Consider the following 13359-nt stretch of genomic DNA (forward strand, 5'->3'; position numbering starts at 1 on the left):
AATGCTCAGGCTTGCGCCGCTCGCCGGACTGCGGCATGGCGGGTCCATGGTTCCCCTTTCGTTCGCCGGGCAGGATTTCGTCATCGTCGATCGCGCGGCGCTTTACTGGCCGGGCGAAGGAGCGCTGTTCGTTGCCGACCTGCATTTCGAAAAGGCGAGCTGGTACGCGCGCCGCGGCCAGATGCTGCCGCCCTATGACAGCGCCGCCACGCTCGACCGGCTGGAGCGCGCGCTGGATGCGTCCGGCGCCACCAGCCTGTGGTGCCTCGGCGACAATTTCCACGACAGCGACGGTGCTTCTCGCCTCGACCCGGCCCTCGCCGAGCGGCTCGAAGCGCTGTCGCGCCGCGTCGCGGTGCACTGGATCACCGGCAACCATGACAGCGCGCTCGAGCGGGGCTTTGGCGGGCGGGTGGCAGAAGAGGCCGTGCTGGGTGGGGTGGCGCTGCGTCACCGGGCCGAATCGCACGCCAGCGTTCCTGAGCTTTCCGGGCATTTCCACCCGCGCCTCAGGGTGCGTTTGCGCGGGCGCAGCGTCTCGCGACCCTGTTTCGTGCGCTGCCAGGGTCGGCTGATCCTGCCGGCCTTCGGATCGCTCACCGGCGGGCTGGATGCCGATGATTCGGCCATTCTGGGGGTGATGGGGCCTGCGCCGCAGGCGATTGTCGCTACGGAAAGCAAGGCGCTTGCCTTCGACTTGCAAAAAACCCCAGAATTGCGGGCCTGACATCGACTAGATAACCGGTGTTGCGTTTTTGCGACAATCCCCTGCATTTTTGTGGGGACCCCGCGCAAACGCTGGAAACCTGGCAAGTTTGGTCTAACGTTCACGTCAAGACGGCAAAATGACCGTCATACAAGACCAACATCAGGAGAGAGATATGCCCAAGCGCTTCGGCAAGACCAGCCGTTTGTCCTTCATGCTTTCTGCAGGCCTCGTGGCCATGACCAGCCCGGCGCTGGCGCAGGAAGCGGCAGATGACCAGACCAATGACAGCAACACGATCGTCGTCGTCGCGCAGGGCCGCGAGCAATTGCTCTCCGATGTTCCGGTCGCGGTATCCGCGGTCAACGCCGAGACGCTGGAAAACACCGGCGCCAATGACATCCGCCAGCTCAACCAGGTGGTCCCCTCGCTGCTCGTGTCGTCGACCGGCAACGAAGCCAATGGTTCGGCGCGTATCCGCGGTATCGGTACGGTGGGCGACAACCCCGGCCTCGAAAGCTCGGTCGCGGTGTTCATCGACGGCGTCTACCGCTCGCGCTCGGGTATCGGCCTCAACGAACTGGGTGAAATCGACCGGGTCGAGGTTCTGCGCGGACCCCAGGGCACGCTGTTCGGCCGCAACGCTTCGGCAGGTCTGATCTCGGTCTATTCGAAAAAGCCTGAATTCGAGTTCGGCGGCTTCGGCGAAGCCACCTATGGCAATTACGACAACATCCGCGTTGCCGGCGGCATCACCGGGCCGATCAGCGAAACGCTCGCGGCGCGTATGGACGGCGTATACGAAAAGCGCGACGGCTTCCTGCGGGACGTCACCAACAATGTCGATCTCGGCAACCGTGACCGGTATTTCGTCAAGGGTCAGCTGCTCTGGGAGCCGGTCGACACCGTCTCGTTCCGCTTCATCGCCGACTACACCAATCGTGACGAGCGCTGCTGCGGCGCGGTCTATCTCGGCCGTGACTTCAACCCGCTGATCGGTGATCTCAACGAGCCGTCGACGCCTCTCACTCCATTGCAGGCAAACGGCAATAATATCATCAATGTGTTGCGCGACATGGGACAGCCACTGTCTTCGTTCAACAATCCGTTCAATCGTCAGACCTTCGTCACGCGTGGCCGGACCTATGATGGCAGCACGACCGACGGCGGTGTGTCGCTCGAAGTGAACTGGGATATGGGCGGAGCCAGCCTGACGTCGATTACCGGCTATCGCGAGTACAAGAACAGCCAGGCATCGGACACCGATTACAGTGCTGTGGACATCTTGTACCGCGCCGATGACGAGGATGCCCAATTCCGTCAGTTCAAGACTTTCAGCCAGGAACTGCGCCTGCAGGGCGAAGCATTCGACGGTGCACTCGACTGGCTGGTTGGCGCCTATTATGCAGATGAAGACCTGACCGTGCGCGACAACCTGCGCTTTGGTTCGCAATATGGCCGATTTGCCAGTTGCCGCCTGGTTTCGGGCGCGTTGGGCGCGCTGTACTCCCCAGGTTCGGCAGGATGCCTTGCGGCCCGCCCGGCGTTGTTCGGTGCTGCTTCACCGCTTATCTATGCCGGGATCGACCGGCTGGACAGCATCAACGACAGAGGATCGCTCAGCGACCGCTATTTCCAGAACAGCCGCAACTATGCGTTCTTCACGCACAACATCATCCACTTTACCGACAAGCTCGATCTGACGCTGGGTTTGCGTTATACCAACGAGCGCAAGCGTTTCACCGCTACCTTCAGCAATGACAACACTGCCTGCGTGCAGAATCAGGCTGCATTGAGCAGCCTGTTGACCAATCCGGCGCTGGCTGCCACGGCGGGTGGCATCATCGGCCTGTCCTGCCAGGGCAACTCGACGGCTGAACTGAACGGTGTCTCGATCAACGATCGCCGCAAGGAAAGCGAATTTACCGGCACCGCTGTCCTCTCGTGGAAGCCCATCGACGACCTGCTGTTCTATGGCAGCTTCTCGCGCGGCTACAAGGCAGGCGGCTTCAACCTGGATCGCTCCGCGCTCAAGAGCCCGATCCCGACCTTTGCTTCGGTCGGCGGTGCCCAGGCGCTGGTCCAGGGCCTGCAGTTCGATCCCGAATTCGTCGATGCCTATGAACTGGGCGCGAAATATTCGAGCGGACCTCTGACCATCAACGTCGCGTTGTTCCGTCAGGAGTTCGAGAACTTCCAGCTGAACACCTTCAACGGAACCGTGTTCCTGGTGCAGACGGTCAATGGCTGCACCGCCGATCTGGCTGGCGGTGACCGGGATCTCAGCGCCACGACCGGTCGCTGCGCTGCTGGCGACGTCAGCTACGGTGTCCGGGCCCAGGGTGTCGAACTGGAAGCATCGGTGCGTCCGGCGCGCGACTTCACCGTCAATGCGGGTCTCACCTATGCCAAGACCGAATATCGCGACAATCTGGTCGGCAACAAGAACGGTGCACCGCTCGATCCCGCTCTGCGCAAGCTGCCGGGCGACAATCTGTCGAACGCACCGGAACTCACCTTCACCGGTTCGATGGCCTGGACCCCCGATATCGGCGACAGCGGCCTGTCTGGCCTGGTCTATGTCGATACCCGCATGACCGAAGGCTACAACACCGGCTCTGACCTGTTCGGCCAGAAGGAACAGCCCAGCTTCGTGCTGGTCAACGCCCGCGTCGGCATCCGCGGTCCCGACCAGAAGTGGGCGGTCGAGCTCTGGGCGCAGAACCTGTTCGACGTGAACTACACGCAGGTTGCGTTCAACACGCCGTTCCAGGCCGGCACGACCAGTGCGCCGTTTGTCGATCCGCAGTTCCCCGGTGGTCGCCAGATCTTCTCGGCGTTCCTGGCCGAACCGCGGACGTACGGTCTGACCCTGCGCGGACGTTTCTGATCCAGCAGGCAGTATAAGCACAAAGGGCCCCGTTCGCAGCCGCGAGCGGGGCCTTTTGCTGTCTGCGCTAAGCGCTTGCCTGGGCCTGACCGTGACGCGCGAGCGTGATCGTCAGCACGGCGACCGCGCCTGCCATCAGAGCGGCGGCCAGGATGAAGGGCGCTCCGGGAAACAGCAGCCCGGAATCGTCGGCATAGGCGGCGAACACCCCGGTCATCACCGGCGGGCCGATGATCGCGGTCAGGCTGATGACGCTGGCGATCGCGCCCTGCAGTTCGCCCTGCGCGTCTTCGGAAATGCGCGGGCTCATCAGCTGCTGCATCGCGGGAAAGCACATGCCCGGAACGCACCCGATGATCATGCCCAGAATCACCACCGGCGTGCTGGGTGCAAAGGCGAGGATCAGGAACGAGGGCACCGCGAAGGCCAGGCTCACCGTGGCGGTGCGCACCGGGCCGAAGCGCGCGATCATCCGGCCCGACAGCACGCCCTGGGTCAGCACCAGCAGGCTGCCGAACAAGGCCACCGTCATCCCGGTGATCGCGGGGGTCCAGCCGAACTTCGCCGTGCCGTAATAGGCCCAGACCGACAGCTGCGACTGGCTGGCGAGCTGCATCAGGAAGATCGCGGCCAGGCAGCCGATGACCAGCGGGATCCGCGCCATCCGCGCCAGGGTGCCGAACGGGTTGGAGCGGAACGGATCGAAGCGCCGCCGCCGCGCCGGATCGAGCGTCTCGTGCAGATTGGCGAGGCCGAACAGGACCCCCAGCATGCACAGCACGGCTGCGGCGACGAACGGCAGCCGGTCACCGAACTGGCCGATCAGCCCGCCGATCGCCGGTCCCAGCACGAAGCCCGCTGCACCGGCTCCGCCCAGCATGCCGAAGGCCGCGCCGCGGCGGTCAGGTGGAATGCTGTCGGCGATGCAGCTGTTGGCGGCGGCATAGCTGGCCCCCATGATCCCCGACACCAGACGCCCTAAAAACAGCCAGGTAATGTTCGGCGCGGCGGCCATCAGCGCGTAATCGACGCCCAGCAGCGCGAGTGTCCCCAGCAGCACCGGCCGCCTGCCGAACCGGTCGCTCAGCCCTCCGATGACGGGGGCGAAGAGGAACTGCATCGCGGCATAGGTGAACAGCAGCCAGCCACCCCAGGTCGCGGCGCGATCGATGCCCTCGCCGGTCAGCGTCTGGATCAGCGATGGCATCACCGGGACGATCAGCCCGATGCCGGCCATGTCGATGAACACGATCGAAGCCAGCACGATCAGGTTGCGATTGATCACGGCACGCCCTCCCAGCAACAGGGAGATGAAAAGAGCGGCAACACCGACGTGCGTCAAGCCGGGCAGGCGCGATCTTCCGCGGACGGTGCTGCCCCGCCCCCGCTGGCGTTATTCCTCTTCGGAGCCTGTGTCTGCCGTGCGCCGCTTGCGGCCCTGCGCGACGACATACCATTCGTTGCTGCCCTTGCGGCTGGCAGGCGGCTTGGCGTGCTTGATCGTCTTGAAATGCTGCTTGAGCAGCGCGAGCAGGTCGTTGTCCGTGCCGCCTGCCAGCACCTTGGCAACGAAGGCTCCGCCCTCGGCCAGATGCTCGACGGCAAAATGCGCTGCCGCCTCGACCAGCCCCATGGTGCGCAGATGATCGGTCTGCTTGTGGCCCACGGTGTTGGCGGCCATGTCGGACAGGACGAGGTCGGGCTGCGCCCCCAAGGCTTCGATCAGCCGATCGGGCGCATCATCCGCCATGAAATCCATCTGGAAGATGGTCACCCCCTCGATCGGGTCGACCGGCAGCAGATCGATGCCCACCACTGCCGCCTTGGGGTTGATGCGGCGGACGAGCTGCGCCCAGCCGCCTGGCGCGATGCCCAGATCGATCACGTGGCGGGCCTTGCGCACCAGCGCGAACTTCTCGTCGAGCTCGACCAGCTTGTAGACCGCGCGGCTGCGATAACCTTCCGCCTTGGCCTTGCGGACATAGGGGTCGTTGAGCTGGCGTTCGAGCCAGCGGTTGGACGAGGCCGTGCGGCCACGCGCGGTCTTCACCCGCTGCTTGAGGCCATCGCCATAGCGGCCGCTGGCCTTGCGACGGCTGTCGCCCGGGATCTTGCCCCCGCCGTCCTTTCCGCCGCCGCTGCCTTTATCGTCGCCGCTCATGCGCGGTGCTCCTGTCTGGTGCTGGTGACGCCGGGGACGGGGTGCGGGGCATCGCGGCCCATCAGCGCGCGCAAGATGCCCTCGCGGATGCCACGATCGGCCACGCCCAGCCGCACCGCGGGCCAGATGTCGAGAATCGATTCGAGAATCGCACAGCCCGCGACCACCAGATCGGCGCGTTCCTTGCCGATGCACGGCAGGTCGCGGCGCTGCTGCAGGCTCATTTCAGCCAGCCGTGTGCTGATCGCGCGCATCGATTCGGAGGGCACGATCAGCCCGTCGATCGCATCGCGGTTGTAGCAGGGCAGGTCGAGATGCAGGCTGGCGAGCGTCGTCACCGTGCCGCTGGTGCCCAGCAGCCGGCGTTCGGCATTGGGCAGATCGGGCAGGCGCGCGGCAAAATCGGCAAAGCCGTCCATCACCCGGGTGCGCATCCGCGCATAGGCGGCGGCGCGCTCGACCGAATCGTCGGGATCGAACCGCTCGGTCTCGGTCAGGGTGACCACGCCCCAGGGCACGCTTTTCCAGTCGAGAATATCGGGCACCGGGCCGGAGCTGTCGACCAGCACCAGTTCGGTGGATCCGCCGCCGATGTCGAAGATCAGCGCCGGGCCGTCGCCGGGCTCGAGCAGGATATGGCAGCCCAAGACTGCCAGCCGTGCTTCTTCTTCGGCGGTGATGATGTCGAGCACGATGCCGGTTTCGCGCCGCACCCGCTCGATGAAATCGGGGCCATTGGTCGCCTTGCGGCACGCCTCGGTCGCGACCGAACGCGCCAGCGCGACATGGCGGCGGCGCAGCTTGTCGGCGCAGATCGAAAGCGCAGCGACTGCGCGGTCCATCGCGGCATCGCTCAGCCGTCCGCTCTGGCCCAGGCCCTCGCCGAGCCGGACCACGCGCGAAAAGGCATCGACGACGACAAAGCCGTCAGCCGCGGGCTTGGCGATCAGCAGGCGGCAGTTGTTGGTGCCAAGGTCGATCGCGGCATAGGCGCGGCGGGCATTCCAGCCGCCCCGGTCGTTCTTGTCGGCGCTGCGCGCACGCGGGCCGCTGGCGGGCTGCGCGCTGGAAGGGGTGTTGCCGGATTTGGATCCGGAAGGACCAGCGGCGGCGCCTGCCTGCCGTCTGCCTCGCTGTCTCGCCGCATTCCGGCCGTTCACGGCGGGTTTTGCCTGATTGCCGGAGACGGATCCGCCATCCTGGGGCGGGGTCACCTGCGGACCGGGCTGCGGCAACGGTGTGGGTCGCTCCACCATGCCAAGTTGCTCTTTTTCTCATCCGGTGGTCCCGCGCAGCCAAAACGCCCGCACATCGCCGGTACTTGGGACCAAGGTTAGCCAATTTGCGATGAACGCGCAAGCGCGCCGCCCGATAGGCGCTTTTTGGGTCTTGACCGGTTTTGCCGACACGCCTATTTGCCACGCCTCTATTGCCCCTTCGTCTAATGGTAAGACCACGGACTCTGACTCCGTTAATCAAGGTTCGAATCCTTGGGGGGCATCCATTCCCAGCCTTTTACGCCATGCGAATCACTTGCCTGACCCGGTCCCACGCACCGGTGTGGGCTGCTGCCTTGGGTGCGGGCGCATGGGTGGATAGGGTTCGTCCATGACATCACCGATTCCCGAGGCGGTCACCGGTCTTCCCCCGGTGCTGCCACAGCGCTGCACATTGCTGGTGCTGGGCAGCCTGCCCGGCCGGGCCTCGCTGGCGGCGCAACGCTATTACGCGCATCCGCGCAACCAGTTCTGGAGGTTGATGGAAGCGGCGACCGGCGAATCGCTGCAGGCGCTGGATTACCCCGAACGGCTGGCACAGCTGCGTGGCTGCGGGATCGGGCTGTGGGATGTCATTGCGTCGGCGCGGCGGGAATCGAGCCTGGATGCGGATATCCGCGCGGCGGTTGCCAACCCGCTCGCCAACCTGGTGGACAGGCTGCCCGATCTGCGCGCGATCGCCTGCAATGGTGCGCTATCGGCGGCGACCGCGCAGCGTCTGCTGGGCGGCCGCGATCTGCCCATCGTGGCGCTGCCGTCCAGCAGCCCGGCGTACACGCTTTCCTTTGCCGACAAGGCGCAGGCATGGCGAGCGCTGGCGGCCTTTGTCGAGAGGCCGCCAGGCCGCGGGGACGCGATTGCGGTTTAGATCCGCCCGCGCTTGGGGCCGAGGAAATACCAGGCGATCAGGCCGATCACCGGCAGGATCAGGATCAGCAAGGTCCACAGCAGCTTGGACACCATGCTGGCGCCGCTCGACCAGACGCTAAGAATCGCGATAATGTCGAGGATCAGGATGATGACGCCGAAAATATAGTCCATATTGGGTCTCCGAAGGGGGTGGGAAGGGGCCAGATCAGGGCTGCAGAACGACCTTGATCCATTCGTCCTGATGGTCGCGGAAATTGCGATAACCCCTGGCCGCATCGTCGAGCGGCAGGCGGTGGCTGATCAGGAAGCTGGGGTCGATGACGTCGCGCTCGATCATCTCGAGCAGCTCGCCGGTATAGCGGCGCACATGCGTCTGTCCGGTGCGCAGCTGCAGGCCTTTCTGCATCATCGCGCCCAGCGGAAACAGGTCCGCCTTGCCGCCATAGACGCCGGGGACCGAAACGCGTCCGCCCTTGCGGCAGGCCATGATCGCCTGGCGCAGCACATGCGCGCGGTCCTGTCCCATCCCGACCGTCTGCTTGATCTTGTCGGCGATATTGTCGACCGAAAAGCCGTGCGCTTCCATGCCGACCGCGTCGATCACCGCATCGGGGCCGACCCCGCCGGTCATCTGCTTGAGCGCATCGAGGATGTCGGTCTCATGGAAGTTGACCGGCTCTGCCCCGAGGGTTTCTGCCATGGCGAGCCGACCCGGCACGCCATCGATTGCGATCACCCGCCCGGCGCCCTGCTGGAAGGCGCTGAGGATGGTGAACAGTCCGACCGGGCCGCAGCCCCAGACGGCAATGGTATCGCCCGGCGCAATCTCCGCGTTGAGTGCCGCCATCCAGCCGGTGGGCAGGATGTCGGAGAGGAACAGCAGCCGTTCGTCGGGAATATCCTCGGGCACGACCAGCGGCAGCACGTCGGAACAGGGGATGCGGACATATTCGGCCTGCCCGCCGGCATAGCCGCCGGTGAGATGCGAATAGCCGAACATGCCGGCCAGCGGATAGCCAAAGGCCTTTTCCGCCACCTCCTGATCTTCGACCGGGCAGCTGTTGTCGCAGGCACTGTAGCGCTGCTCGGAACACTGGAAGCAATGGCCGCAGAAGATGGTGAAGGGAACGACGACGCGCTGGCCGATGGTGAGCGTGCTCTCCCGGCCGACATCGACGACGCGGCCCATGAATTCATGGCCCAATATGTCGTCCTTCTCCACGCCGGGGATCACCCCATCGTACAGATGCAGGTCGGATCCGCAGATCGCGGTCGAGGTGACTTCGATGATCGCATCGCGCGGATTGACGATCTTGGGGTCGGGCATGTGGCGCACATCGATGTCGCCCTTGCCCTGAAAGGTGGCTGCTCGCATGGGGAGTTCCTCAAAATTTCAGTGGTGGGGCCGGCCCGGTGTCAGGCGGCGTCGGGGCGCATCTTCGCGGTGGCGATCTCGCCCGCCTCGATCAGCATCTTCAGGCGCCTGAGGTCCCGCAACAGGCCCAGCTCCAGCGCCTCGGCCATCATCGCCTCGGTCTTGAGCGCCGAGCCAAAGTCCGGCGGGCGCACCGCCATCGTGACCTCGACAGCCATGCCCTTGGTGCCATTGTCGGTCAGCTTCAGCCGGCCATGCATGTCGGCAAAGCCTTCGCCTTCGGACCGCCAGGCGATCAGCTCGCCCGGGCGCGTCGTCCCGATGCGGATCAGCATCGGAAGCGATGCCATGTCGCGCAATTCGGCAGGCGGCAGCAGCAGATCGGGCTGGTTGCCTTCGGGAAAGGGCAGGTATTCCAGCTTCGACCAAAGGTCGGCATTGGTCTGCCAGCAATCGATGATCTGCTCTGCGGTGGCGCGGATCGAGACGACCGCGCCGGTGACACGATAGCCATCGATATGCCGCGCGCGGCGCGCCGAGCGAGCCGGCGCGGCATCGCGCTGCCTGGAATCGGCCTGGCGGTTGTAGAAGAGGACACTGCCTGCGGCGGTGGCCAGCGTGGCGGCCAGTCCATAACGGGCCCAGTTGGCAAGGTTCATGGCTTGCAAAGTCCTTGTCGGTTCGTTCCAGGATGCCCCCGATAGTGACACGGTGCCGTCAAGGCTTGTCGGGGGGTGGGTTCAGGCACCGTGTCGGCACCACGCCTAGAGCGACCCGGACGCCGCCATCATCACATGGGTTGGTATGGCGCGAGAATTCTCGGCGGCGGCGCTTCCGGGCCCGTCTTCAGGTTCGGTCGCGTCAACTGTCCCGGTCCTGCGCGCGCGCCAGCGGCACCCGCACCTGGAACTCCAGCCCGGATGGCCGCGATTCCAGCCGGGTTTCGGCATCGAGCTCGTACTGCGGGGCGCGTTCGAGCAGATCGCGCGCCAGCGCGGCCAGCGCCTGGTCGGGATCGTCCAGCGTCCGCCCGTCCTCCCGCCAGGTCAGCGCCAGCATCGGCTTTGCGGCGCTGTCATCGATCCCCCAGCGTACGATGACGCGGGGCAAGGTCTGCGAATCGGGCGAGAACGTCACGGCATGGCTTGCCAGCTCGTGGATCGCCAGCCCCAGCAGGTTGGCGGTCTTGACCCCCAGGGGGATGTCCGGTCCCTCGGCGCTGACCTGCTGCTCGTCCTGCAGATGGTGCAGCATCAGCTCATCGAACACCAGATCGGCAAGGTTGACCTGCCCGGCTGGCGAGCGGGTCGACAGCGATTGGGTGCGGGCAAAGCTGTTGAGCCGTCCGTCGAACTTGAGCACGAACTCGTCGATCGTGGCGGAGTGATCCGCCGTTCGCCGCGACAGCGCGCGCACCACACCCAGCATGTTGCGCACGCGGTGCTGCAACTCCCCCAGCAGCGACCGCTCCTGGTCGCGCAATCTCTTGAGGTCGTCGATATCGGTCGAGGTGCCCAGCCATTCGAGCAGGGTGCCATCTTCGCCGAACACCGGTCCGGCGCGTGTCTTGTGCCAGTAATAGCGGTCCTGTGCGATGTTGTGGACGCGAAACTCGACCTCGAAGCTCTGCCGATCGGGTGCCAGATGCCAGGCAGTCTGCGCTGCCTCGCGGTCGTCGGGGTGAATCGCGTCCAGCCAGCCATCGCCGACATAGTCCGCCTCGCTCTGGCCGGTGAACGCCTGCCATCGCGGGCTGGCCCACACCCACGCGCCGCTGCGCTCTGCGCGCCAGACGAGCAGCGGCAGCGTAGCAATAAAGTGGTTGAGCGTCTGGACAGGGCCTGACCAGCTAGAGGACATCGGCTCTCTCCTTGTTTAAGTCCGTCCCGCCGTCGCTTTCGCAAATCCTCAGGTAACCGGGATCGAACAGCGCAAGCTGTTCAAGGCTGGGAAGGTCGTGAATCGTCAGTGTCCGGTTTTCGAGCTGGATCAGCCCTTCGCGTCGCAGATCCTGCAGCGTGCGGTTCACATAGACCGGGGTCATGCCCAGGGTTTCGGCGAGCTCGGTCTGCGTCAGGTGGAAGGCGCAAGCCTGGCCCTCGCACAGATGCGACGATGTCTGGCGTGTGTACAGTTCGCACAACAGCTGCGCCATGCGCTCGCGCGCCGTGCGCTGGCCCAGCGAGGTCGACCATTCGCGCTGGATCGCGGCAGAGACGTGCATGTCGCACCACAGCAGTTTTTCGACATCGGGATAGTCGCTGCGCGCGGTCGCGAGCACGTCCTTGTCGAGCACGGCCAGCTTCACGCCGGTCAGCGACGCGATCGAATGGTCCATCGATTTGGCCATGAATCCGTTGATGTCGAAGATGTCGCCCGGCAACAGGATCGAGAGGATCTGCCGCCGGCCATCGACCAGCATCTTGTAGCGGATCGCCCAGCCGTCGAGCAGGATGTGCATCGGCCCGGTGCCGTCCCCCTGGCGCAGAAGGTCAATCCTGGGCGGCAGCGTTCGGATGTTGCGCGATGCCAGATCGCTCAGCCAGTCCTCCGATGCGCATTCCATGGGTCCGAAGCCGCGCAATTTATAGGTGACGTGAGGCGTCAAGGCACACATCTCCGCTGGGGTGTCGCTGTGTCGTCGAGGGAACGTACGCATGCCTTGCGGGTATGTTGCATGACGCATGAGCGACCGTTGGCGGTGACCGGTCGCCGCAGACCCATGAGGAGTCTATCGGAGGAGTCTATGGGAAGCAGGTGCCAGGACGATCTTCTGCAAGGATGCCGCGTGCTCGTGGTCGAGGATGATTTCCTGATCGCTGACGACTTTACCCGGCGGCTCTCGCTGTGCGGCGCCAGGGTGCTGGGTCCTGCCGCAACCCTGGAATCTGCTCTCGCACTCTATCGCCAGCAGCCTGTGCCGCATGTGGCGGTGCTCGACATCAACCTGCGCGGCACGCCGGTGTTTCCCCTTGCCGAGCAGCTGCAGCGCGACGGCATCCCCTTCGTGTTCTGCACAGGCTATGGCGACGATCCGATGGCGGGATGCTTCAAGAGCATCGCCCGCTTCGAAAAGCCGCTCTCGCAGCAGGGGTTTGCAGACATGCTGGGCGAGCTTGCGCAGCTGCATCGCCAGCGCGCGGCCCGTGCTGCTTCGGAAGTGCCGACAGACTCGCCTATGTAAGTTCGCGCAAGCGACCCCGAACGTAAGACACCGCATCGACAGCCCACCGAAAGGATGTGACGATGCGAAACATGATGATACTGTCCGCAGCCCTGCTGGCTGCGGCATGCGATGCGCCCGAAACCCAGCCCACCGGCGCGATGGAAGGCGACGGTGTCGCCGTCACGGACGATGGCATGATGACCGATGGCCAGACCGACATGGCAACGGCGGCGGTTCCCACCGGCACCTATATCGCGCAGGTGGCCAATTCCGATCTCTATGAAATCCAGGCCGGCGAACTTGCCAGCAAGAATGGCCAGTCGCAGCAGGTCAAGGATTTCGGCCGGATGATGGTGACAGATCACACCCGCTCCTCGCAGGAGATGAAGATGCTGGTCGATCAGGGCGATTTTGCCGTCCCGGTCCCGACCCGGTTGGATGCCGAACACCAGGCGATGCTCGATCGGCTGAAACAGGCCAGCGGCGAGGCGTTTGACCGCGAATACATGGCGCAGCAGATGACCGCCCATCGCAAGGCCCTCGCGCTGCATCAGGGCTATGCGCAGAACGGCGACGATGCCGGGCTCAAGGCCTTTGCCGCCAAGGTGACGCCGGTCGTCCAGAAGCATCATGACATGCTCAGCCGCAACGGCAGCGGTACGGCCGCCAGCGGCACGGGTGCAGGCTCCGGCATGACCGGGGGCACGGCATCGGGCCAGACGACCGGCACGATGGATACCCAGCCCGGCTCCACCGGGGGCAGCGCCAGCACCAACCGCCAGCCGCGCGCGACGGGGACGGTTTCGGATCAATAACGGCCCTGGGGCTTTCTTCTCCACTCACTGGCGGCCCTGCGGGGCCGCCATTTTTTTGGGGGAGGCTGTGCTGTACGGCGATAGCTGCGCGGTCCGGGC

At 65.0% G+C, this 13359-nt stretch carries 13 protein-coding genes and 1 tRNA gene; 6 read left to right on the forward strand and 8 right to left on the reverse strand.

The window, feature by feature from the left end:
* Positions 1 to 46: 46 nt before the first annotated feature.
* Positions 47 to 727: a ligase-associated DNA damage response endonuclease PdeM gene (gene pdeM, locus LI72_RS15630; RefSeq protein WP_033926955.1), complete on the forward strand. Its 681-nt coding sequence runs from the start codon at positions 47 to 49 to the stop codon at positions 725 to 727.
* A 154-nt stretch (positions 728 to 881) separates the two neighbouring features.
* Positions 882 to 3596: a TonB-dependent receptor gene (locus LI72_RS15635; protein WP_033926856.1), complete on the forward strand. Its 2715-nt coding sequence runs from the start codon at positions 882 to 884 to the stop codon at positions 3594 to 3596.
* A gap of 67 nt (positions 3597 to 3663) precedes the next feature.
* Here LI72_RS15635 and LI72_RS15640 read toward each other — a convergent pair whose 3' ends face one another.
* The 3 genes from LI72_RS15640 to LI72_RS15650 all read right to left on the reverse strand — a co-directional run bounded on the left by LI72_RS15640 (position 3664) and on the right by LI72_RS15650 (position 6917).
* Complete coding sequence (locus LI72_RS15640) at positions 3664 to 4881, reverse strand: TCR/Tet family MFS transporter (protein WP_052129983.1); 1218 nt, start codon at positions 4879 to 4881, stop codon at positions 3664 to 3666.
* A 108-nt stretch (positions 4882 to 4989) separates the two neighbouring features.
* Positions 4990 to 5757 (reverse strand): RlmE family RNA methyltransferase, encoded by a 768-nt coding sequence (locus LI72_RS15645; protein WP_081985091.1) that lies wholly within the window; start codon positions 5755 to 5757, stop codon positions 4990 to 4992.
* A complete protein-coding gene (locus LI72_RS15650) occupies positions 5754 to 6917 on the reverse strand; it encodes a Ppx/GppA phosphatase family protein (protein WP_052130047.1) in 1164 nt (387 codons plus the stop codon). Before LI72_RS15650 ends, LI72_RS15645 begins: the two co-directional genes overlap by 4 nt.
* A gap of 270 nt (positions 6918 to 7187) precedes the next feature.
* Here LI72_RS15650 and LI72_RS15655 point away from each other — a divergent pair.
* Together LI72_RS15655 and LI72_RS15660 are read left to right on the forward strand one after the other, a co-directional pair.
* Positions 7188 to 7261: transfer RNA gene (locus LI72_RS15655), tRNA-Gln, on the forward strand.
* A 104-nt stretch (positions 7262 to 7365) separates the two neighbouring features.
* Positions 7366 to 7902: a DNA-deoxyinosine glycosylase gene (locus LI72_RS15660; RefSeq protein ID WP_033926857.1), complete on the forward strand. Its 537-nt coding sequence runs from the start codon at positions 7366 to 7368 to the stop codon at positions 7900 to 7902.
* On the opposite strand, the gene LI72_RS19675 is transcribed toward LI72_RS15660, so the two are convergent.
* From LI72_RS19675 to LI72_RS15680, 5 genes are all read right to left on the reverse strand, one after another.
* Positions 7899 to 8075, reverse strand: coding sequence for a PLDc N-terminal domain-containing protein (locus tag LI72_RS19675; protein WP_081985093.1), 177 nt, complete (start codon positions 8073 to 8075; stop codon positions 7899 to 7901). The two genes, LI72_RS15660 and LI72_RS19675, sit on opposite strands and share 4 nt — an antisense overlap.
* A 34-nt stretch (positions 8076 to 8109) precedes the next feature.
* Positions 8110 to 9279 (reverse strand): zinc-dependent alcohol dehydrogenase, encoded by a 1170-nt coding sequence (locus tag LI72_RS15665; protein WP_033926858.1) that lies wholly within the window; start codon positions 9277 to 9279, stop codon positions 8110 to 8112.
* A 41-nt stretch (positions 9280 to 9320) separates the two neighbouring features.
* Positions 9321 to 9938, reverse strand: coding sequence for a hypothetical protein (locus tag LI72_RS15670; protein WP_033926859.1), 618 nt, complete (start codon positions 9936 to 9938; stop codon positions 9321 to 9323).
* Between the two features lie 202 nt (positions 9939 to 10140).
* Positions 10141 to 11139 carry an HWE histidine kinase domain-containing protein gene (locus tag LI72_RS15675; protein WP_033926860.1) on the reverse strand — a complete coding sequence of 333 codons (999 nt, stop codon included), beginning with the start codon at positions 11137 to 11139 and terminating at the stop codon, positions 10141 to 10143.
* The gene (locus LI72_RS15680) at positions 11129 to 11845 is read right to left on the reverse strand and encodes a Crp/Fnr family transcriptional regulator (RefSeq protein ID WP_052129984.1); all 717 of its coding nucleotides are present in this window, start codon (positions 11843 to 11845) and stop codon (positions 11129 to 11131) included. Before LI72_RS15680 ends, LI72_RS15675 begins: the two co-directional genes overlap by 11 nt.
* Positions 11846 to 12025: 180 nt before the next feature.
* On the opposite strand from LI72_RS15680, the gene LI72_RS15685 reads away from it, so the two are divergent.
* Both LI72_RS15685 and LI72_RS19160 read left to right on the forward strand, forming a co-directional pair.
* Positions 12026 to 12463, forward strand: a complete 438-nt coding sequence (locus LI72_RS15685; protein WP_052129987.1) for a response regulator — start codon at positions 12026 to 12028, stop codon at positions 12461 to 12463.
* Between the two features lie 71 nt (positions 12464 to 12534).
* The gene (locus LI72_RS19160) at positions 12535 to 13260 is read left to right on the forward strand and encodes a DUF4142 domain-containing protein (protein WP_052129991.1); all 726 of its coding nucleotides are present in this window, start codon (positions 12535 to 12537) and stop codon (positions 13258 to 13260) included.
* The last annotated feature ends 99 nt before the right edge of the window (positions 13261 to 13359 follow it).

The organism is Sphingomonas sp. 35-24ZXX (genome assembly GCF_000786215.1).
In the GTDB taxonomy this organism is placed as follows: Bacteria; Pseudomonadota; Alphaproteobacteria; order Sphingomonadales; family Sphingomonadaceae; genus Blastomonas.

What these genes read in the sequence shown, in the direction of transcription:
- LI72_RS15645 (WP_081985091.1), bottom strand. Translation starts at nt 5,757, where the DNA reads ATGAGCGGCGACGATAAAGGCAGCGGCGGCGGAAAGGACGGCGGGGGC.
- LI72_RS19675 (WP_081985093.1), bottom strand. Translation starts at nt 8,075, where the DNA reads ATGGACTATATTTTCGGCGTCATCATCCTGATCCTCGACATTATCGCG.
- LI72_RS15665 (WP_033926858.1), bottom strand. Translation starts at nt 9,279, where the DNA reads ATGCGAGCAGCCACCTTTCAGGGCAAGGGCGACATCGATGTGCGCCAC.
- LI72_RS15685 (WP_052129987.1), top strand. Translation starts at nt 12,026, where the DNA reads ATGGGAAGCAGGTGCCAGGACGATCTTCTGCAAGGATGCCGCGTGCTC.
- pdeM (WP_033926955.1), top strand. Translation starts at nt 47, where the DNA reads ATGGTTCCCCTTTCGTTCGCCGGGCAGGATTTCGTCATCGTCGATCGC.
- LI72_RS19160 (WP_052129991.1), top strand. Translation starts at nt 12,535, where the DNA reads ATGATGATACTGTCCGCAGCCCTGCTGGCTGCGGCATGCGATGCGCCC.
- LI72_RS15670 (WP_033926859.1), bottom strand. Translation starts at nt 9,938, where the DNA reads ATGAACCTTGCCAACTGGGCCCGTTATGGACTGGCCGCCACGCTGGCC.
- LI72_RS15635 (WP_033926856.1), top strand. Translation starts at nt 882, where the DNA reads ATGCCCAAGCGCTTCGGCAAGACCAGCCGTTTGTCCTTCATGCTTTCT.
- LI72_RS15660 (WP_033926857.1), top strand. Translation starts at nt 7,366, where the DNA reads ATGACATCACCGATTCCCGAGGCGGTCACCGGTCTTCCCCCGGTGCTG.
- LI72_RS15675 (WP_033926860.1), bottom strand. Translation starts at nt 11,139, where the DNA reads ATGTCCTCTAGCTGGTCAGGCCCTGTCCAGACGCTCAACCACTTTATT.
- LI72_RS15680 (WP_052129984.1), bottom strand. Translation starts at nt 11,845, where the DNA reads ATGGAATGCGCATCGGAGGACTGGCTGAGCGATCTGGCATCGCGCAAC.